20 protein-coding genes are annotated in these 20,653 nt (G+C 68.2%); 14 read left to right on the forward strand and 6 right to left on the reverse strand.

Annotation, left to right across the window (positions count from 1 at the left end):
- Positions 1-312 precede the first annotated feature (312 nt).
- The 4 genes from ACGFNP_RS22135 to ACGFNP_RS22150 all read left to right on the forward strand — a co-directional run bounded on the left by ACGFNP_RS22135 (position 313) and on the right by ACGFNP_RS22150 (position 3,826).
- Entirely contained in the window at positions 313-438 is a 126-nt protein-coding gene (locus ACGFNP_RS22135; protein ID WP_393321376.1) for a hypothetical protein, read from the forward strand.
- Positions 439-774: 336 nt separating this feature from the next.
- Positions 775-1,965 carry a serine hydrolase domain-containing protein gene (locus ACGFNP_RS22140; protein ID WP_358339955.1) on the forward strand — a complete coding sequence of 397 codons (1,191 nt, stop codon included), beginning with the start codon at positions 775-777 and terminating at the stop codon, positions 1,963-1,965.
- A 2-nt stretch (positions 1,966-1,967) separates the two neighbouring features.
- Complete coding sequence (locus tag ACGFNP_RS22145) at positions 1,968-3,122, forward strand: serine hydrolase domain-containing protein (protein WP_393321380.1); 1,155 nt, start codon at positions 1,968-1,970, stop codon at positions 3,120-3,122.
- Between the two features lie 116 nt (positions 3,123-3,238).
- Positions 3,239-3,826 carry a TetR/AcrR family transcriptional regulator gene (locus ACGFNP_RS22150; protein ID WP_393321383.1) on the forward strand — a complete coding sequence of 196 codons (588 nt, stop codon included), beginning with the start codon at positions 3,239-3,241 and terminating at the stop codon, positions 3,824-3,826.
- 36 nt (positions 3,827-3,862) lie between these two features.
- Here the strand turns inward: ACGFNP_RS22150 and ACGFNP_RS22155 are convergent, their stop codons facing one another.
- The 6 genes from ACGFNP_RS22155 to ACGFNP_RS22180 are packed head-to-tail and all read right to left on the reverse strand — an operon-like array spanning position 3,863 to position 9,088.
- The gene (locus ACGFNP_RS22155; RefSeq protein ID WP_358340003.1) at positions 3,863-4,618 is read right to left on the reverse strand and encodes a GntR family transcriptional regulator; all 756 of its coding nucleotides are present in this window, start codon (positions 4,616-4,618) and stop codon (positions 3,863-3,865) included.
- A gap of 16 nt (positions 4,619-4,634) precedes the next feature.
- Positions 4,635-5,801, reverse strand: a complete 1,167-nt coding sequence (gene solA, locus ACGFNP_RS22160; RefSeq protein WP_393321386.1) for an N-methyl-L-tryptophan oxidase — start codon at positions 5,799-5,801, stop codon at positions 4,635-4,637.
- Positions 5,798-7,054 carry an aspartate aminotransferase family protein gene (locus ACGFNP_RS22165; protein WP_393321389.1) on the reverse strand — a complete coding sequence of 419 codons (1,257 nt, stop codon included), beginning with the start codon at positions 7,052-7,054 and terminating at the stop codon, positions 5,798-5,800. Before ACGFNP_RS22165 ends, solA begins: the two co-directional genes overlap by 4 nt.
- Positions 7,055-7,064: 10 nt before the next feature.
- Complete coding sequence (locus ACGFNP_RS22170) at positions 7,065-7,466, reverse strand: hypothetical protein (protein ID WP_358339960.1); 402 nt, start codon at positions 7,464-7,466, stop codon at positions 7,065-7,067.
- The gene (locus ACGFNP_RS22175) at positions 7,463-8,041 is read right to left on the reverse strand and encodes a GNAT family N-acetyltransferase (protein WP_393321392.1); all 579 of its coding nucleotides are present in this window, start codon (positions 8,039-8,041) and stop codon (positions 7,463-7,465) included. The genes ACGFNP_RS22170 and ACGFNP_RS22175 overlap by 4 nt, the downstream gene beginning before the upstream one ends.
- Positions 8,042-8,086: 45 nt before the next feature.
- Positions 8,087-9,088, reverse strand: coding sequence for a cation diffusion facilitator family transporter (locus tag ACGFNP_RS22180; protein ID WP_393321395.1), 1,002 nt, complete (start codon positions 9,086-9,088; stop codon positions 8,087-8,089).
- A gap of 522 nt (positions 9,089-9,610) precedes the next feature.
- Here ACGFNP_RS22180 and ACGFNP_RS22185 point away from each other — a divergent pair.
- The 10 genes from ACGFNP_RS22185 (at position 9,611) to ACGFNP_RS22230 (ending at position 20,372) form a co-directional block, all read left to right on the forward strand.
- Entirely contained in the window at positions 9,611-11,155 is a 1,545-nt protein-coding gene (locus ACGFNP_RS22185; RefSeq protein ID WP_393321398.1) for an ABC transporter substrate-binding protein, read from the forward strand.
- A gap of 13 nt (positions 11,156-11,168) precedes the next feature.
- Positions 11,169-11,843, forward strand: coding sequence for a haloacid dehalogenase type II (locus ACGFNP_RS22190; RefSeq protein WP_358339965.1), 675 nt, complete (start codon positions 11,169-11,171; stop codon positions 11,841-11,843).
- Between the two features lie 20 nt (positions 11,844-11,863).
- Complete coding sequence (locus tag ACGFNP_RS22195; protein WP_358339967.1) at positions 11,864-13,141, forward strand: FAD-binding oxidoreductase; 1,278 nt, start codon at positions 11,864-11,866, stop codon at positions 13,139-13,141.
- A 51-nt stretch (positions 13,142-13,192) separates the two neighbouring features.
- Entirely contained in the window at positions 13,193-14,128 is a 936-nt protein-coding gene (locus ACGFNP_RS22200) for an ABC transporter permease (protein WP_393321402.1), read from the forward strand.
- Positions 14,115-15,008: an ABC transporter permease gene (locus ACGFNP_RS22205; RefSeq protein ID WP_358339971.1), complete on the forward strand. Its 894-nt coding sequence runs from the start codon at positions 14,115-14,117 to the stop codon at positions 15,006-15,008. The genes ACGFNP_RS22200 and ACGFNP_RS22205 overlap by 14 nt, the downstream gene beginning before the upstream one ends.
- Positions 15,009-15,106: 98 nt before the next feature.
- Positions 15,107-15,802 carry a GntR family transcriptional regulator gene (locus ACGFNP_RS22210; protein ID WP_219538204.1) on the forward strand — a complete coding sequence of 232 codons (696 nt, stop codon included), beginning with the start codon at positions 15,107-15,109 and terminating at the stop codon, positions 15,800-15,802.
- Positions 15,803-15,826: 24 nt separating this feature from the next.
- Entirely contained in the window at positions 15,827-16,819 is a 993-nt protein-coding gene (locus tag ACGFNP_RS22215) for an ABC transporter ATP-binding protein (RefSeq protein WP_393321406.1), read from the forward strand.
- A complete protein-coding gene (locus ACGFNP_RS22220) occupies positions 16,816-17,808 on the forward strand; it encodes an ABC transporter ATP-binding protein (protein ID WP_358339975.1) in 993 nt (330 codons plus the stop codon). The genes ACGFNP_RS22215 and ACGFNP_RS22220 overlap by 4 nt, the downstream gene beginning before the upstream one ends.
- Positions 17,809-17,894: 86 nt before the next feature.
- Positions 17,895-19,367, forward strand: coding sequence for an aldehyde dehydrogenase family protein (locus ACGFNP_RS22225; RefSeq protein WP_393321409.1), 1,473 nt, complete (start codon positions 17,895-17,897; stop codon positions 19,365-19,367).
- Positions 19,368-19,829: 462 nt separating this feature from the next.
- On the forward strand, positions 19,830-20,372 hold the full coding sequence (locus ACGFNP_RS22230) for a hypothetical protein (RefSeq protein ID WP_393321412.1): 543 nt from the start codon (positions 19,830-19,832) through the stop codon (positions 20,370-20,372).
- Positions 20,373-20,653 lie beyond the last annotated feature (281 nt).

Raw genomic sequence — 20,653 nt, forward strand, 5'->3', positions numbered from 1 at the left:
TTTAAGCCTCAGGTAAAGTTATGGTCAAATTTTTTAAACGGGAAACAACGCTTTGACCTGCAGTTTTGTTGCCCTGCTGCCCTCTGCGACGCCAGCTCTTGGTCAATTCTTTGCCATCCAGGGTGAGCGAACGGAACGAGCTACTAACGTTAAGAGTGGGCATGAAAAAAGGGCCCGGCCCCCTCTCGCGAAGGGGGCCGGGCCCTCGATGCCTAGCCGGGCCTGGGCCCATCACTAGATACCTGTTTCCTCAGGTTCCAGCGTACCCCCAGGCTCCGGCGTCATCCATTCGATCGAATTGTGGAGGCGCTGGTGAGCAACTTCTCCCTGTCCGTGCAGGTCCCTGGTGAATGGGGCAGACATGTCGTGATCATGATCGTGATCGTCATCGCGGTGACGCTCGGCGTAGACGTGGCCGACGTGCCGTTCCGGGTCTGACCCGCGGCCGAGAAGCCGCAAGTCCCCCCGCGCCCACCGTGGGCGCGGGGTTAGCGTGGGGCGTCTGTGGCCTGGCCCTGATGGCTGTCGCCGTACGAACCTGGCCGCGACCCGCCGTCATCGACGCCGAGGTGGCCCGTACCGCGGACCTCAACCGCCAGACCTCTCCCGTCGCGACCGCGTAGCGAAGCCCCGCCGGTCGTCGCCGACGCGAAGGCCGCCCAACGCCTCGTCATGTGCGTTCGGCGTTCCGGTTGCCACCCGACCGACCGGTAGATAGGCTGCCGCCTCGTGAACCGACCTACCGGTCGGTCGAGTGGGATGAGGAGGAGCATCATGGACGTCACCGAGGTTCACGGGACAGTCGCCAACGGCTTCGAGCCGGTGAGAGCCGCCTTTCACCGCAATTTCGCCCAAGGCGCCGAGGTGGGTGCCGGGCTGACCGTCTACCACCACGGAGCGCGGGTCGTGGACCTGTGGGGCGGCTCAGCCGACCTCGACACCCGGCGGCCATGGGAGCGCGACACGATCGCGGCCCTGGCCTCGACCACCAAGACCTTCGCAGCGGGAGCCTTACTGCTCCTGGTCGAGCGCGGCCAGGTGGACCTGGACGCTCCAGTGGCAGCGTACTGGCCGGAGTTCGCCCAGAACGGCAAGGGCGAGATCACCGTTCGCGTGCTGCTCAGCCACCGCGCGGGACTGACCTCGATGGAGGCCAGACCGGTCAGCTGGGAAGACCTTCGGGACTGGACGCCGATCACGGACACCCTGGCCGCCGCCGCACCCGAATGGCCGCCCGGCACCGCGCACGGCTATCACGGTGTGACCTTCGGCCACCTGACCGGTGAGATCGTCCGGCGGGTGTCCGGGATGAGGTTGAGCGAGTTCTTCGCCCGCGAGATCGGCGCACCGCTCGGCGGCCTCGACTGCTACATCCGCGTGCCCGACAGTGAGCTACCCCGGATGGCCACCATGGTGGTCCCCGACACCGAACAGGTCATGCTGGGCATGGAGATGCCTGAGCTGGCCGACATGGTCCACGCTCTGAACGACCCCACCACGCTGACGTACCGCTCGATGTTCGGCAGCGTCGCCATCGGATGGGACGCCACGAACGACCCGAGCACCTACCAGGTGGAGAGCCCGTCCATGGACGGTGTCGCCTCCGCCCCATCGCTGGCGCGCTACTACGCCGCGTTGATCGGCGAGGTGGACGGTGTCCGGCTCCTCAGCCCCCAGCTTGTGGACCAGGTCCGGCACTCCTACGGCGACGGCATCGACGAGATCCTGCGGGTGCGGACGTCGTGGGGGCTCGGGTTCGCGCTGCCCGGCGGCCCGATGTGGCCCGTGCCGGAGAAGATCGCCGGGCTGTTCGGGCACAGCGGCGCCAGCGGCTCGTTCGCCTTCGCCGACCCCGAGCGTGGCCTGGCCTTCGCCTACGTCCCCAACCGCGGCTCCGAGCTGCTGGAAGGCGGCGATTTCCGGGTCCGCGGCCTGATCGAGGCGCTGTACGAAGGAAGGCCCTGACCATGCTGGAACCGCGTTTCGCCGCCGTCGCCGAGACGTTCGGGCAGATCATCGGCAAGGGCGCTGACCGTGGCGCGGCGCTGTGCGTCTACCACCGCGGCACCCCCGTCGTGGACATCTGGGCGGGCACCGCCGATGTCAGAACGCGCCGGCCGTGGGGCGCCGACACGATCACCCCGATCACCGGCGCCACCAAGGGGCTGCTGACGGTCGCGGTGCTGCTCCTGGTCCAGGACGGCACGCTCGAGCTGGACACCCCCGTGGCCGACTGCTGGCCCGAATTCGCCGTCGACGGCAAGCAGGGCATCACCCTGCGATGGCTGCTGTCACACCGGGCCGGGGTTCCCGCTCTCGACCGGCCGATCTCCTCGCGCGCCATGATCGCGGGAGACGGGCCGGCCGCGGCGCTCGCCGCGCAGGCTCCGGCGTGGCCGCCAGGCACCGCGCACGGATACCACCCGAGCACCGGCGCCTGGATCCTCGACGAGGTGGTACGCCGCGTCAGCGGGCGCACCGTCGGCGACGTCCTGTCCAGCCGGGTCGCGACCGTGATGGGCAAGAACGTGTTCATCGGGCTGCCCGAACGCGAGACCGGACGGCTGGCGCCGCTGATCTTCCCGATCATGGAGCTGATGCGGGCACGGCCCAAGGAACCGGAGTTCGCCGAGTTCGGCAAGGCGGTCTTCGCCTCCAGGACCTTGCTGGCCAGATCGCTCAACACGCTGGCCATGTCGCGGCCCGACCAGTTCAACGACCCCGCCTTCCTGGCCCTCGGCGAACCGTCGATGAGCGGCGTGGCGAGCGCCTCCGCCCTGGCCTGGCTGTACGCGTCCCTGATCGGCGAGGTCGATGGACACCGGCTGATCGATCCCGGCCTGCTCAGGGCCGCCGTGCAGACCGAGTCCCAAGGCCACGACCGGGTCATGCTCATGGACACCCGGTTCGGGCTGGGGTTCATGTTGCCAGGTGGGCCGCTGTGGCCGGGCGAGACCGCCACCCAGTTCGGGCACGGTGGCACCAGCGGCGCCCTCGCCTTCGCCGATCCCGCCCACGACCTGGCTTTCGCGTACGTGCCCAACCGCATGTCCGGCTACATCGAAGGCGCCGACGCCAACGCCAGACGGCTGGCGGCGGCAGTGTACGGCGCCCTTCCGTAGGCGTAGGCGGGAAATCGCCGCTGGTGACCGCCGTGGCCGAGCCTGATTTGTCAACCGACCGATAGGTAGGCTGATAGGTTGTCACGGATCGAATCACCGAACCCGGAGGACCACAGTTGCCTCGTATCGAGTCGGGCGACACCCGAAGTCGCATCATCGAGACGGCTCGGGAGCTGTTCACCACGCAGACCTACCGCGCGGCCTCCATGCGCGACATCGCAGAACGGGTCGGCATCACCAAGCCCTCGCTTTATCACCATTTCCGGAGCAAGAGCGAGATCCTGGCGAGCCTGGTGAGCCCGCCGATCGACCAGCTCGAGGCGACGATCGCCGACGCGGCTTCCCGCTCGTCTCAGTCGGAGATCAGGCAGCACGTACTCGGCGGCTGCCTCGACGTCATACTCGCCCATCGCGAAACGATGACCCTGCTCCTGCGCGACGCCTCGGTCTACGGCGACGAGACGACCGAGGTCATGTCGAGGATGGTGACCGTGGTGAACCGGGCCATCGAGCTGCTCGCCGGCCCCGATCCCGACTGGCGCCGGCGCGTACGCGCGGCCCAGGCGTTCGCCGCGGCCACCGACCCCGTCAGCCACCTCGCGGACGTACCGGTGGACGACCTGCGTGCCGAACTTCTTCGCGGCGCGAGCGCGATTCTCGACCTCGAACCGAACGCGGCATCCGTGAGACCGCAGGTGCCTTAGACGACCTCGCAGAAAGATTCGCCGGGCAGGAGGATGTCAGCGAGAGGTGCGTGAGGAGGCGTCGGCCAGGACAACGCCGCTCGCCGCCCGGGTCGACCGGCCGCCGGCGGCCATGAGGCCCTCCAGCACCCGCTTGCGGCTCGCCTCGATCTGATCGACCACGATCTGGCGGGCGCGCGACGCGTCACGCGCCAGGAGGGCGTCGTGGAGATCGTGGTGCTCGTGCATCATCTCCGAGGCGTGGTCGCGGTCGCCGAGGCTGATGAAGAACAGGCGCTGCATTTCCTCCAGCAACACCTGCAGGGTGTTGGCCAGCCGTTCATTACCGCTGGCGCGGGCGATGCGTACGTGAAACTCCCGGTTGTCCTGAAGAAACTGCTGGTAGCTGCGGGTGTCGTCGTGTGTGTAGGTCTCGTGCGCGAGTTCGTGCAGGGCTTCGAGTTCCGCCTGCGGGGCGCGCACGGCGGCCAGTTCGACCGCGGCCGGTTCCAGCAGCAGCCGCATTTCGAACAGATCCTGGACGCTGGCCAGCGTCACGACCGCGACGCGGTAGCCCTGTCGTGGAAGTACCTCGACGAATCCTTGCTGTACGAGCCGGCGCAGCGCCTCGCGCACCGGCGAGCGGCCGAAACCGGTGCTCTCGCTGAGGGCGGCCTCGTGCAGGTCGGCGCCCGGCGCGAGCCGGCCGGTGAGGATGAGGTCTTTGACATGCTCGTACGCATTGTCGGTCGCGCTGCGCGCCTTAGCCGTTGTCGTGCCTGCCACATGACGATGATACGTCCAGGGATACATCACCAACCGGCACCGATCATGCCGGGGTCAGAGCGTCCGGTGGCCATGCTGCCAGCGAGCGGCTCGGTGCGAGGAAACCGACATCACGCTCGGTCCGCCCTTCCATCACCAGGTCCGCGATGATGTCTCCGAACACCGGGGCGAACTTGAAGCCGGAGCCGGAGAATCCGCAGGCCAGGATGATCCTGGACGAGTCGGGTGCGGGCCCGAGCAGGGGGTGGCCGTCCGTGGTGTAACCCTCCAGGCCGACCGTGGTGGTCACCGGGTCGGGATGCAGGCCGGGGAAGAACTCGGCGACGGTGTCTCGGAGGCGGCGGAGCAGCGCGGGGCCGACGGTCAGCGGTGTGTTCTCGGTGTCGTACACGATGGGGTGGCCGGCGGTGTAGACGCCGATCTTCACAGTGGCGCCGTCGACAGTCGGAAATCCGTAGGCGTTGACGTCTCCGACACGTTCGAAGACGCCGCAGACCTCCGGCCGATACTGGTCGATGTCCGCGGGCACGTACCAGGCCTGCACCACCCGCCGCGGAAGCACGGTCGCTCCCGCCAAGGGGACCAGGTCGCGGGCTCGTGCCCCCGGGGCGAGGACGACGTGCCCGTAGCGCCGCGTCCCGTGCTCCGTACGCACGGAAACGCCGTCGCCGTCCGGTTCGATGGCCAGGACGCGCGTGTGGTCGAACAGGGTCGCGCCGAGTGTCCTGGCTTGTCGTGTCGCCGTGACCACCGACAGCTCCGGTCGGAGGAATCCCGCGTGCGGGTCGGTGATGCCGGCGTCGGCTGGGCACACGCGGTGCTGCGGATATCGGGTGCTGAGTTCCGCGCTGTCCAGCCATTCGTGGTCGAGTCCGGCCGACAGCGCCGACTTGTGTGCGGCCAGGAGCGCGGGTGTGTCCGACGGGCCGAGGATGACGCCGCCGACGCTGTGCAGGAGATGGCGGCCGGTCGCCCGCTCCAGAGCTCGCCAGAGGCCGAGTGCTTCCAGGGCGAGCGGGGTCATGCGCGGTTCGCGCTGGCTCTGCACCGAGAACCGCCGCGTCTGCCCTGAGGAGGCCCCGCGGTCGTGGCCGATGCCGAACCGTTCGTAACCGGTGACCGAATGTCCGCGCTCGGCCAGCCGCCAGGCGGCCATCGCCCCGATGGCGCCCAGGCCGACCACCGCCACGTCGGCGTCGTAGCCGCTCACGCGCTCACCGTCGCGGAGACTCGGAGTTGCCCGGCGAGCACGCCGGCCGCGTACTCGATCTCCTCGGCGGTGATCACGAACGGCGGGCAGATGTGCAGGGTGTTGCCGGAGATCAGGCGGGTCAGCACCCCGTTCTCCCGAGCGCCGAGCACGACCTTGGTGGCGTCCACCTCGGGCTTCAGCTGGACACCGGCCATCAGCCCGGCCGTGCGTACCTCTTGGACGAAGGGCGAGTCCATGAGCGGCGCCAGGGCTTGAACCAGCACGGGTTCCAGCTTGGCGGCCCTGGCCACGAGCTGCTCCTCGTCAAGGATGTCCAGGTTCTCGAGGGCAACGGCGCAGGCGGTGGCGTGGCCCGAGTAGGTGAGCCCGTGCCGGAAGATCGGGGCCTCGGCACCGGTGAAGAACGGTTCGGCCACGTGCGGCGCGATGCCGACGGCGCCGAGCGGGAGGTAGCCGGAGGTGATTCCCTTGGCCATGACGATCATGTCGGGTTCGATGTCCCAGCGCTGACACGCGAACCACTCGCCGGTACGGCCGAAACCGGTGATCACTTCGTCGGCGATGAAGAGGATGTCGTTCTGGCGGGCCAGTTCGCGCAGTCCGGACAGGTAACCGTCCGGCGGCGCGTACACCCCGCCGGTGCCGATGACCGGTTCGGCGACGATCGCGGCGATGGCGCCGGCGCCGATCCGCTCGATCACGGCGGCCGTCTCCGCCAGATCGCTCCGTGGTACGCGGGCCGTCTCCGGGATGAGCGACTCGGTGCCGTAGCCGTCGCGGTTGAAATCCAGTCCGGCGATCGAGGTCCCGAATCCGTGCAGTCCGTGATAGGCCCCGTCACGGCTGAGGATCACCTTCTTGTCCGGCCTCCCGGCCACCTGCCAGTAGCGCCGGGCCAGTTTGCAGGCGGTGTCGATGGAGTCCGAGCCCCCGGAGGTGAGAAAGATCCTGGGATCCTCGATGGGCAGCAGGCCCGCCAGCCGTTCCGCCAGGTCCAGGGCAGGGCGGTTGGCGTGCGCGCCGAACAGATGGTAGGTCTCCAGGGTACGGATCTGCGCCGCGGCCGCATCGGCGATCCGGGTGCGCCCGTGTCCGATGTTGGCGTGCCAGAGCCCGGCCGGCAGGTCGAGCAGCCGCTGTCCGTCCTCGGTGGTCACCCAGGCGCCGTCGCCGGAGGCGATCACCAGACGTTCGCGGCCGGCAGTGGGCATGTGGGTCTGCGGATGCCACAGCGGGCTACGTGTACTCATCCTCGGCTCCTCAGACGGTGGCGAACTCGTCCACAGCGGCCGCGTGGACGTGCAGCATCCGGGCGAGCATCCCGTTACCGCGAGAGAACGTCAACGGCGAAGCACCGCCGGTGCCGTTGAAGAAGGCCGCCCCTTGATCCGGCGACTTGTCGGTCTTGTCATCGGGGTACAGCGGGTTGACGGTGTTCTCGATCTTGGGCCACAGGGCGCGGGCGGCCTCGGTGGATTCGAAGTCGAGCAGCAGCACCAACGTGCCCGGCAGCAGCTCACCGGCGCACTCCTTGAGCACCGACCCGCCCAGATAACCGGGGTGGCCGTCCAGGGAGCGCAGGAACTCGCCGAGGTAGTCCTGTGCCTGCTCGGTCTTTCCCGGCTCCGAAACGAAGATGAAGACGTCGCGTCGCTTGGTCATGATCGCGTGTTCCTCTCAGTACGCGTGGGTTCGATGTCGTAGGTGGTCAGGGGAATCTCCATGAACAGTGCTCGGGACACGCCGGCCGTGTCGTCCTCGACCACCACCGCGCCCATGGACAGCCAGAACGGCAGCGCGCCGGGCGAGTGCGGGAAGGTGTGCAGCGCGATGGTCTGGTAATGCCCTTCGCACCGCGCCCGGTCGAGCACCTGATGGATCAGCACACGTGCGACACCGCGGCGGCGGTGCTCCCGTGGGACGTAGACGCGGACGAGTTGGCCGGTCCGGCCGTCTCGGTACCTTTCGACGAGGTGCGGCGGGCTGAGACCTTCCTTGAGCTCGCCCCCGCGGATGCCGGCGGTCCCGAGCAGGACACCAGTCTCCGCATCCCGCGCGACCAGCATGAACGGCCCGTCCGGTGCGAGATACCAGGCCGTCATGTCATCGATGTCGGCATGGACAGTGGGGTCGTAGGGATCGCCGAAGTCCTCGGCGACGATGCGCAGCATGAGGGTGCGCGCGCTGGGGATGTCCTCTGCGGTCAGCTCCCGGACGTGGAATCCGGCATCGGCCATGGCGGGGCTCCGGTTCTGGCGGTGGGAGAGTGAGCCGGCGAAGCACTACAGACTCGCGGCCTGCTTCGCCCGGTAGGCCGCGCGCGCTTCGGCGCTGGCGTGGTGGCCGGAGAGCTCGTGCAGGTCCTCCGGTCTCTTGCCGTCGACGACCGGGTGGAGGTGCACCACGACCGATTCCAGGTGTGGATGGGCGTGCAGCAGGGCGTGCTCGACCTGGTCGGCGACGCGGTGTCCTTCGACGACGGTGAGGGTGACCGCGACGGCGATGTCGGCGTCGGCTTCCATGCGGTGCCCGCTCCAGCGGGCCCGGATCCGGTCCACCGCCACGACGCCCTCGACCGAGGCGGCGGTCGTGGTCATCGCCTCGATGACGCCGGGTTCGATGCCGTCCATCAGCCGGCGGAACACCGTTCGCATCGAGCTGATCAGAATTCCCATGATCACCACTCCGATGATCAGTCCGACGATCGCGTCCGCCCGTTCGAGGCCGAACCACACGCCGACCACGCCGACCACCACGGCGATCGAGGTGAGCCCGTCCGCCCGAGCATGCTGCCCCTCGGCGATCAGGGCGGCGGACCCGATCTTGCGACCGGTGCGGATTCGATAGACGGCCACGATCTCGTTGCCGGCCGCCCCGACGATTCCGGCGGCGAACACCCAGCCCAGGTTGGTCAAGGGATGCGGGTTGATCAGCGCGTCGATCGACTCCCAGATGATCAACGCCACCGAGGCGGCGATCACCAGGGAGATCAGCACCCCGGCCAGGTCCTCGGCGCGCCGGTAGCCGTAGCTGTAGCGGCTGGTCGCGACTCGGCGCCCGATCCGGAAGGCGATGACCAGCGGAATCGTGGTGACCGCATGCCCGAGGTTGTGCAGCGTGTCGGCCAGGAGGGCGATCGAGCCGGAGATCGCCACGATGGCCATCTGCAGGATCGCGGTGGCCATCATCCCGGCCAGGCCGATCCACGCGGTGCGAATGCCCTCACCGCTCGTCTCTTCGGCCGACTGGATGGCTTCGTTGGCGTCGTGAGAATGAGGCACCACGAAGTGCTTCAGCTTGGCCAGCAGGCCTCCGCCGCGGTGCCCGTCATCGTGTCCGTGTCCGTGTCCATGCCCATGTCCGTGTCCATGGCCATGCCCGTGATGCCGCTGTTCCTCGTGATCGTTTTCCGGGGCCGAATGTTCGTCGCTCATCGTGATCAAGCTTTCCCGTCGTCCTCGTGATATTTCACGTGAAACATTACGATGCGCCCCTCCTCTCGTCAACGGTCTGCTGAGGGCTGGGGATGGCACGTAAAAACATTGTTAACGATGGCTCGTGAATGTGTCGGGAGGTGTCTACCGCTGTCACGCATCGAGCTTCTCCCAGCAGGGACCTGGGGATTCATTGCTAGAACCAGATCACCTGCCGAGTGCGTTGTCAACAATCAATGCGAAAGGGGGGGTTGTTGACAACGCTGGAAGGGCAGGCACATGATGTGCGGCATCGTTCAGGCTCGTACAGCCCCACCGGAGCATTGCGGCTCCGAACTCGTTACCCGCCCTTACCTTCTCCAGGCGGATGCCATGAAAAGATCACTCCCCCTTCGCCCCCCCGCCCTGATCTGCTCGGCCCTGCTCACGCTGACCGCGTGCGGCACTTTCGCGAACAACGACTCCCCGGCCGGCGCGGACCAGAACGTGGTGATCAGCCTCCAGTTCTCCCCACGCGCCAACTACGCCCTCGAAACCGACGACGCCCTGGTGCTCAGCCAGATCGGTTGCCTGGAAACCCTGCTCACCTATGACAACAAGGCCGGCGAGCTCAAGCCGCTGCTGGCCACCAAGTGGACGCAGAGCAACCCCACCACGTGGGACTTCACCCTGCGCGAGAACGTCAAGTTCCAGGACGGCACCGCTCTGACGGCCGATGCCGTCGTCAAGGGGCTGCAGCATGTGCTCACGGTCGAGGCGCCGCCGCGGGCGTTCAACAAGACGGTCGTCTCGTCGGTCACCGCGCTCAATGCCTCGACCGTCCGGATCACCACCCCCAAACCGAGCGCCCTGCTGCCGTTCCGGCTGGCCAGCGCCAACACCGGCATTCTGGCGCCGGCCGCCTACACCGCCTCGGGCATCAAGCCGATCGGGCACTGCACGGGGCCCTACAAGCCGATTTCCGAGGCCACCGGTCAGTCGATCTCGATGGAGCGCAACACGACCTACTGGGGTGGGCAGGTCCCGCTGGCCAAGGTCGAGGCCAGGTTCATCGCCGAAGGCGCGACCCGGGCGACCCAGGTCCAGACCGGAGAATCCCAGATCGCGCTGGGCATCCCGGCCACCAGCGTGGCCGCGCTGAAGAACGACAAGGATCTCGTGGTCAGCGAGACGTTCACGCCGCGCACGACCGGGCTGTACTTCAACAACTCACGTGCCCCGTTCAACAAGGCCGCGCTGCGCAAGGCCGTACAGGCCGCCCTCGATCTCAACGCCATCGCCAAGAGCGTCTACAACAACGGCGCGGAGCCCGCGATCGGCCCGTTCTCGCCCACCGAGCCGTGGGCGCCCAAGGGCGTGCAGCCCGTGGCGCAGAACCTCGACCAGGCCAAGGCCCTGCTCGCCGAGGCCGGGTACGCCCCCGGCAAACTCAAGCTGACGCTGCTGGCCTACACCGAACGGCCCGAGTTCGCCGACCTCGCCACCGTGATCCAGGCCAACCTCAAGGCGATCGGCATCGAGGTCAAGGTGAAGAGCAGCGACTACGCCGGGATCGAGCCCCAGCTCATGTCCGGCGACTACGACCTCACGTTGCTGTCGCGCAACCATCTGGTCGACATCGCCGACCCCAATGGCTTCCTGTCCTCGGACTACACCTGCGACGGCGGCTTCAACATCAGCCGCTTCTGCGACCCGGCCATCGACAAGAAGATCGCCTCGGCGAACGCCATGGCCGACGCCACCGAGCGCAACGCCGTCTACGCCGAGGTCGCGCGCTACCTCGAAGAGAACGCGGTCACCGTCTTCCAGGTGCACGAGCAGACACATGCCGCGTACCGCTCCGATGTGAAGGGTTTCACCGACGACCCACTCGCTCGATACGCGATCACCACCGCTGTGACCGTCGCCAAGCAGTAACGGAGGGAATTACATGGACTTGCTGGGCTTTACCCCGAAATACATCACTTTCGACTGCTACGGAACGCTGACCCACTTCCAGATGACGCCGACCGTGCTGCCGCTGATCGAGGACCGCGTCGCACCTGAAGATGTCCCCACCTTCCTGAAGGACTTCCGCGCCTACCGGATGGACGAGGTGCTCGGGCCGTTCAAGCTCTACCCCGAGGTCCTGCGGGACTCCTGGCAGCGGGCCTGCAACCGGTGGCGCATCCAGTTCCGGCAGTCGGACGCGGACACGATCATCGCCGCAGCCGGCTCGTGGGGGCCGCACCCCGATGTGCCGGAAGCACTGGCCAAGCTCGCGTCGGCCTACCCGCTGGTCATCCTGTCCAACGCCACCGACGGCATGCTGGAGAACAACGTCAGGCAGCTCGGCGCGCCGTTCCACCGGGTGTTCACCGCCGAGCAGGCCCGCGCGTACAAACCGCGGTTCGCGGCTTTCGACTACATGCTCGACCAACTGGACGTGGAGCCGCAGGAGATCCTGCACGTGTCCTCACACATCTGGTACGACCTCATCCCGGCGCACGAGCTGCGGATCAAGCACAAGGTCTACGTCAATCGCGGCTACGACCCGTCCGTCCCCTTCTACGAATACGCCGAGACCTCCGATCTCACCGGCGTCCCGCCGCTGCTCGGCCTGTAGTCCAACGACTGGGAGGACACGTGAAGCTCGTTTCCTACTGGCTGGACACCGCCAAGCCGGCCGGCGACTTCCGCCGCACCGAACTACCGGCACGCGCGGACGTCGTCATCGTGGGCGCAGGTCTCACCGGCCTGTCGACCGCCTTGCACCTGTCCCGCCAGGGCGCGCAGGTCGCGCTGCTGGAGGCGCACACCGTCGGCTGGGGCGCCTCCGGCCGCAACGGCGGAATGGCCACCCCGGGACTGGCGATCTCCTTCGGCGCCGGGGTGAAACGGTACGGAACGGCCCGCGCCACCGCGATGTTCCGCAGCTACAACGACGCGATCGACACCCTCGAAGACGTCGTGACAAGTGAGGGGATCGACTGCTCCTTCAGCCGGACCGGGCGGCTGACACTGGCCAGCAAACCCGCGCACTACCAGAGCTTCCAGGCCTCGGCCGCGCTGATGCGCGAGCTGGCCGGGCAGGATGTGCGGCTCGTACCGCCCGCGCGCATCCGTGAGGAGATCGGCAGCGACCACTACCACGGCGCGATGGTCGATCCCCTCGGCGCGGGCGTCCACGTGGGACGGCTGACGGCCGGACTGGCGGCGGCCGTGTCGACGAACGGCGTGTCCATCCACGAGGAGTGCCAGGTCACCGGACTGACCCGGCGCTCCGGCCACCAGCACGACGTGCACACCGAACTCGGCACCGTACGCGGCGACCAGGTGGTGATCGCCACCAGCGGCTACACCAGCGGCCTGACCCCGTGGCTACGCCGGCGGATCGTGCCGATCGGCAGCTTCATCATCGTCACCGAACCGCTCGACCAGAGCGTCGTGGACGAACTGCTGCCGCACCGGCGCGTCGCCTCCGACAGCAAGAACCTGCTCTACTATTTCCGGATCACTCCCGACAACCGGCTGCTCTTCGGCGGTCGCGCCCGGTTCGCGCTGTCGGCTCCCGCTTCCGACATCAAGAGCGGGCGAATCCTGCGACGTGCGATGACGACCGTCTTCCCGCAACTGGCCGGCGCGCGGGTCGACTACTGCTGGGGCGGCCTCGTGGACATGTCGCTGGACCAGATGGTGCACGCCGGGGAACGTGACGGCCTGTTCTACTCCGTCGGCTACAGCGGCCACGGCGTGCAGATGGCCACGCACATGGGCAAAGTGCTGGCCCAGGTGCTGGGCGGGGAACCGGCCGCCAACCCGTGGCAGGACCTCCCGTTCCGCGCCGTTCCCGGGCACTTCGGCCCGCCGTGGTTCCTGCCGCCGGTCGGCGCCTACTACAAGTTCCTCGACCTCGTCCGCTGACCAACCTCCATCGGGGACGGCTATGGAAAGGGCAGGCATACGATGTTCTTCTTGATCAGACGGCTGGCCGTACTCGTCGGCACGCTGGTGATCGCGTCGTTCGTGGTCTTCCTGATCCCCTATCTCACGCCGGGCGATCCCGTACGGAAGATCCTGCGCGGCCGGGTGCGCGACCTCAACGTCGACCCGGTCACGCTGGCGAACCTGCGTCGCTCGTACGGCCTCGACCGGCCGCTGCTGACGCAGTTCTGGGACTGGCTCGTCAAGGCGCTGCGTGGAGATCTCGGCCTGTCCTACACCAGCCGTTCCCCGGTCACCGAGATGATCGGCAGCGCGCTGGCGGTGACGACCGCTCTCGCCATCACCTCACTCCTGATCGCGCTGGTGGCCGCGCTGTTGTTCGGCTCGCTGGCCGCGGTCAAGCGTGGCAGACCCACCGACACCGCCATCACCTCGATCACCCAGGGGTTCGTCGCGATCCCGGAGTACTGGCTGGCGCCGGTGCTGATCCTGATCTTCGCGCTCCAGCTCGGCGCGCTGCCGTCGGCGGGGTGGCGGGGTCCTGCGTCGATGGTCCTGCCCTGCCTCACTCTCGCGCTGCGCCCGATGAGCTACTTCACTCAGGTGACCAGGGCCTCGATGATCGACGTGTTGGAATCGCCCCACATCACCGCCGCGCGAGCGCGCGGACTGACGTTCGGCGCGACGATGATCCGGCATGGCGTACGCAACGCGCTGCTGCCGGTGATCACCTTGTTCTCGGTGTGGCTGGCCGGCCTGCTCGGCGGCTCGGTGGTGGTCGAGGTGATCTTCTCGATCCCCGGCATGGGCCGCCTGCTCTATGAGTCGGTCATCAACAACGATGTCCCCACCATCCAGGCCGGAGTCATCAGCCTGGTCGGGTTGGCCGTCCTCATCACGACGCTGACCGATCTGGGGTACACACTCATCAATCCCACGGTGAGGGCCGCGCATGTCTCTGCTTGACGATCATCTCACCAGCGAGGCGCCGAACGACGCCCCGGCGACCGGTGCGGAGCGCGGGCGTGGCCGGACCGGCCTGCGGGCCTGGCCACCCAGTCTCCTTGTCGGAGCCGCGCTCTTCGGGCTCATCCTGATCACGCTCATCCTGACGCCGTGGATCATGCCGCACGACCCGGCGGCCCAGAACCTGGCCGACCGGCTGGCGCCGAGCGGCGCCACGCACCTGCTCGGCAGCGACCACCTCGGAAGGGACGTGCTGAGCCGGCTGATGGACGGTGGCCGGTTCTCGGTGTCGATCGCCGCCATCACTCTGCTGATCTGCGCGGTGAGCGGCACCCTGGTCGGCATCGTCTGCGCGCGGCGGGGCGGTAAGTTCGACGAGTTCGTCATGCGGCTCACCGATGTGCTGCTGGCCTTTCCCGAGATCATCGTCGCGCTGTTCCTCGTGGCCGTCCTGGGCACGAACTACGGCACCCTGATCCTGGCCCTGGTCATCGGCGGCTGGACCCCGTTCGCCCGGCTGGCCCGCAGCGTCGCCCTCGAGATCGGCTCCCACGACTACATCGAGGCCGCGCGGGCGCTGGGCTGCTCCTCGTCGTTCATCATGTTCCGGCACATCCTGCCGAACGCGCTGAGCCCGCTGCTGGCGCACGCCGCGGTCCGGTTCGGGCACAAACTGATCACCGTGGGCGCCCTGTCCTACCTCGGTCTCGGCATTCAGCCACCGGACGCGGACTGGGGATCCATGCTCGCGAACGCGCAGCCGTACCTCACGAAAACGCCTGGCTTGATCATTTACCCTGGCCTGGCCATCTTCGTGACGGCATTGAGCGTCACACTCATCGGCCAAGGCCTCAACGCCAGGAGGAACCAGCGTGGGTGAACAGGCCGGTACACCAAAGATCGCGAAGGAGCAATCGTGAGCCAGCCAACCGACAGGCACGACAGCGTTGCGCTCGCGGCGCCACGGAAGGGGGGATCGTGAGCGAACCCAGGCGCAGGGCCGAACCGCACGTTCCCAAGCGCACCCTCTCCGCCGTGGTGACGTCCCAGATCAGGGAACGGATCATCAGCGGCGGGTACCCTCCCGGCAGTCAGATGAACGAAGTGGAGATCGCCGCGGGGTTCGCCACCAGCCGTGGCCCGGTCCGCGAGGCGCTGCAACGACTGGCGCAGGAGGGATTGCTGGTCGCCTCGCCGCACAAGGGCATCACGGTCCGGGTCCTGACCGACGACGACCTGGAGGACCTCTACTTCGCGCGGGCCGCCATCGAACGCGCGGCGATGGAGCGGCTGACCGCCCGGGGCACGCCGGCGGCGCTGATCGCCACCCTCGAACAGGCGGTGCGGCTGCTGGCGCTGGCCGTGGCGCGCCAGGACTGGCAGCGGGTCTCCGCGGCCGACCTCGGCTTCCACCAGGCCATCGTGGACGCCGCCCGGAGTGAGCGGCTGTCGGCGATGTACGCCTCACTGGCCGACCAGACCCGGCTCGGGCTCAACCTGCTCGTGGCCACCTACAAGGGCCGCACGGATCTCGTCGAGGAGCACGAGCAGTTGCTCAAGCTGCTCACCTCCGGCGACCACGCCGCCCTGTTCGACGCGCTCAACCGGCATTTCGGCGACGCGATGATCACGCTGCGGGACCATCGCGACAACAGCCCGGTTCCCCCGGTCTGACCCCACCACGCGAAGGAGAACCTCGTGGCGGAACTGCTCACCGTCGAGAACCTCGCCGTCCACGCCGGCTCCCGTCCGGCGGAGACGATCGTCGATGGCGTATCACTGTCCATGGGCGAAGGCGAGGTCCTCGCCCTCGTCGGCGAATCGGGCTCCGGCAAGAGCCTGACCGCGATGTCACTGGTACGCCTGCTGCCCCGGCCGCTCACCGCCGGCGCCGACCTGATGACCCTCGACGGCGTCGACCTCCTGGGCGCGACCGATCGGAGGATGGACCAGATCCGCGGCGGGCACATCGGCATGCTGTTCCAGCAGCCCAAGCACATGCTCGACCCGACCTCGACGGTGGGCGCCCAGGTCGCCGAACCGCTGCGCCGATTCCGTGGCATGAACCGGGCCGCGGCCCGCCAGGCGACCGTCGAACTGCTGCGGGACGTCGGTGTCCCCGAGCCGGAGCGGCGCGCCCGCTCCTACGCCCACCAGCTCTCCGGTGGCCTCGCACAGCGGGTGATGATCGCCGCCGCTCTGGCCGGGCAGCCCCGCCTGCTCATCGCCGACGAGCCGACCACCGCGCTTGACGTCACCGTGGAGGCACAGATCCTGCGGCTGCTCGCCGCCAAGAAGGCCGAACTCGGCATGTCGATCCTGTTCATCTCGCACGACCTCGGGGTCGTCTCCTCGATCGCCGACCGGATCGCGGTCATGTACGCCGGCCGGATCGTCGAGCAGGGACCGGCCGGCGAGGTTCTCACCGCACCGCGGCACCCCTACACCCGCGCGCTGATCGAGTGTTCCCTGCTGCGGCCCGGCCCCTCGGGTGAGCTGTGCTCCATCCCCGGTCATGCCGACTCGGCCCTGCGGATCACCTCCGGCTGCCGGTTCCGCCCCCGCTGCACCGCCACCCACGACGCCCACATCGAGCACCAGTGCGCCGCCGCCGAGCCGGCCCTGGCGACACAGAGTCACGCCACGAGGTGCTGGATCGGCATGCCCACCCAGGTCAAGGAGCCCGCATGAGCAGCCAGCTGCTGGTCGTCGACGACGCGGTCAAACACTTCCCCCTCCCCCGCCAGGGCCTGCGCCGCCGCGAGCACGTGCACTCCCTCGACGGGATCAACCTCCGCATCGACTCCGGCGAGGTGTTCGGGCTGGTGGGCGAGTCGGGCTCCGGCAAGAGCACCCTGGCCAGGGTCATCCTCGGCCTGACCCCCACGACCTCCGGGCAGGTGTCGATCGACGGCCTCGGCCCGCGACCGCCACGCAAGCAGCTCGCCCGCACCGCCCAACTGATCTTCCAGGATCCGCATGCCGCGATGGACCCCCGCATGACCCTGGGTGTCAGCCTGACGGCCGTACTCGCGCAGCATCGCATCGGCGGCAAGAAAGAACGCGCGCAAGCGGTCTCCGACGCGCTCGCGGAGGTCGGGCTCGACGACAGCTACCTTCACCGCTATCCGGGCGAATGCTCCGGCGGACAGCTGCAACGGGTGGTCATCGCCCGCGCGCTGCTGCTCAGACCGAAACTGCTGATCTGCGACGAACCGACCTCCGCGCTCGACGCCTCCGTACAGGCGCGGATCCTCAACCTGCTGCGCAGGCTCCAGGGCGAACACGGGCTCGCCATGATCGTGATCTCGCACGACCTACGGGTGGTGCGTTACCTCGGCGACCGTGTCGCGGTGATGTACCTGGGGCAGATCGTGGAGATCGCCGATCGCGACGACATCTACGAGCGATCGTGCCACCCCTACACCCTCGCGCTGCTCGCCGCCGGAGCCGCGACGACCACCGGAAAGCAGCCCCCGGCCACCGTCACCGGCGAGCCGCCCTCACCCATCCACCCGCCCAGCGGATGCCGCTTCCACCCTCGATGCCCCCTGGCGACACCCGAATGCCGGTCGGCGGCACCAGAACTGCGGGAGATCGCCCCGGGACACCAGGTGCGGTGCCACCGCTGGGAAACAGCGCGAACGACACTGGCGAGCGAGGAGTCCCCCAACCGATGAGCCCGCAGGTTTCGCACAGCAGCGTTTCGCACGACAGCGTTTCGCACAGCACCCTTTCGCACGGCAGCCTTTCGCACAGCAGACAGGTGTGGCAGCCACCGGCCGGCGGCTTCTGGGAAGGCGCCTGGCGCGACGGTGACCAGCGGATGTCCGTGCACGACCCGGAAGACGGGGCGTACGTGGGGACCGTGATGGACGCCACGGATGCCGAGGTCCGGCGCGCCGTCGCCTACGTGTCCCAGGGACAGCGCCGTCTGACCTGGCCGCTATGGGAACGACGTGCCGCCGTCGAAGGTACGGCGGCCGCCCTCGCCGCGTCGGCGGACCGGTTCGCCACGATCATCGCCACCGAGGGCTGCAAGACCATCACCGAAGCCCGCGCCGAAGTCGGGCGCGCGATCGAAACACTGCGGCTCACCGCCCAGGCCGCGACTGCGCTCACCGGTCGCACCGTCCCGTTCGACAACACCCCACGCGGCCTGGGATGGACCGGCTGGTACACCCGTGAACCGGTCGGCGTCGTCGCCACGATCACCCCGTTCAACGACCCGCTCAACCTGGTCGCGCACAAGCTCGGACCGGCGCTTCTCGCCGGCAACGCCGTGGTGCTCAAGCCCGCCCCGGCGACACCGCTGACCGCGCTGGCACTCGTCGAACTGTTCCTGGACAACGGCGTACCCGGCGAATACCTGGCCGCCGTACCCGGTGTCCGCGCCGGGCAGGCGCTGGTGGCCGACCCGCGGGTGGACGTGGTCTCCTTCACAGGCGGCCCGCGCACCGCCGACCGCATCGCACAAGGGGGGCCGGCCCGCAAACTCATCATGGAACTCGGCGGCAACAACGCCCTGATCGCCTGCGCCGACGCCGACCCGGCCGCCGTCGCCGCCGCGGTCGTCGACGGCGCGTTCGGGGTCGCGGGCCAGAACTGCCTTTCGGTGCAGCGCGTCTTCGTCGAAGCGGAGCTCTACCCCGAAGTGCTGGAGAGGGTCGTACGCGCCACCGCCGCCCTCGTCGTCGGCACCAAGCATGACCCGGCCACCGACGTCGGCCCGCTGGTCACCGAGGCCGAAGCCCAGCGCGTCGCCGCCTGGATCGACGAGGCCGTCGCCGCCGGTGCGACCCTCCACACCGGCGGCGCCCGCAAGGGGAGCTTCGTGACACCCGCGGTGCTCACCGACGTGCCGGACGACGCACGGATCCGCGTCGACGAGGTATTCGGCCCGGCGGTGCTGCTCGACCCGTTCTCCGATCTGCGAGAGGCCATCGTCTCGGCGAACGCCGTCGACACCGGTCTGCAAGCCGGGGTGTTCACCCACGACATGGACCGGGCCTTGGCCATCGCGGACGCGCTCACCGTCGGCGCCGTGCTGATCAACTCCAGCTCGGACTTCCGGATCGACGCCATGCCTTTCGGCGGCTTCAAGCGATCCGGCATCGGTCGCGAAGGCATCGAGTCCGTCATCGACCAGCTGACCGAACCGAAGATCGTCGCGATCAACAGAGGCCTCCGTGGTTCACCTGGTGCGATGGCGGGCTCGTCTCAGCGAACCGTGAGGTGAGGGGAGACCGAGACCGCCTCGCTCATGCCCGATCACAAGCCGATCCCGTCGAATGGATCGCATAGCTCGTCATCGATCATCGCACCCAGATCAGCCCGTACCTCGCCCCAGCCGATGGCCGGGCCGGTAGCGAAGGCGGCCTGAGCCTCAGCCGTAGGAACGAACCGGCGCACGCTCACCTCGGTCGGACGGGGCCACGGAGCTTCCATGTCTCGATATGTCCGGCAAATGCCCGGCTGATGGCCTGGCCTGAACCTCCTGGGCTGTAGAAGCCTTGAAAGGCATGCGATCAGGGCGTCGGAGGCCGGCATGCGACCACGGCGATCCACCACTCAGATGGAGCCACCCGATCGCCCGCGAGGGCAGTCAGCTCTGACGATCAGCGGCTGTTCCGCCCTGGAACGGGTGTCGCGACCGACAAGCCGCGACTCCGCCATTCTCGGATCCCCGAACGGAGTCAGCATGACCAGAACCCGCCGCTTGCTCACCATGCTCGCCACTGCGGCCCTCTTACTGACCGCCCTCGCCACGCCGACCCAGGCGATCTCGTCGCTCAAAGCGGCGGCACCCGCCAAGCACTGCGTGATCGTCGTCGGCAAGGCACCTCCAGGCCAGCCGTCCCCCATCCGCTCCTCCGCGTGCTCCGCCGACTACGCCACAGCCCAGCGCGAGGCCGGCGCGACTGCGACTGTGCTGCTCATGGAGTGGTTCTGGAACGCCAACAACTCGCCCCCGAACCTGACCCACATCCATGGCGACTACGGAGACTGCGACTCCGCCGGCTACCGCATCATCGTCAAGGACGACTGGGCGAACAACATCTCCGGCTTCAACTCCTACAGCCACTGCAACGTCGTCACCGGCTTCAACTGGCCATCGACCGTCGACTGGAGCGGCGATGAGCAGACCTGGTCGAATTACAGCGTTTGCAGCTGCCTCCTCCAAGGCTGGGTTGGCTCGTTCATGAACGACCGCATTGAGGCCTTCTGGATCCGCAGGGGCTGACCTGCTCCCTTTCGAGCCGTCATGGTGCACCGTGCCGTATCCGGAGGGGGTGGCCACGATGGCCGACCGCGGAGACTTCGAGGCGTTCGTCGGCAACAAAGCGGCTTACCGGCGGTGACACCCGCCCTGTACGGGCAGATCGGCTCGCCAGGCTGGCTCGGGTCGGTCATCGTTGAAGGACGCGGGTTCGATTCCCGCCACCTCCACTGTTCCACCAGACCGCCTCTGGCCTGCCGAAATATCGGCAGGCTGGGGCGGTTTTCGTGTGTGTGTGGACGCAT

It is taken from the genome of Nonomuraea sp. NPDC049269 (assembly GCF_043197155.1).
In the GTDB taxonomy this organism is placed as follows: Bacteria; Actinomycetota; Actinomycetes; order Streptosporangiales; family Streptosporangiaceae; genus Nonomuraea.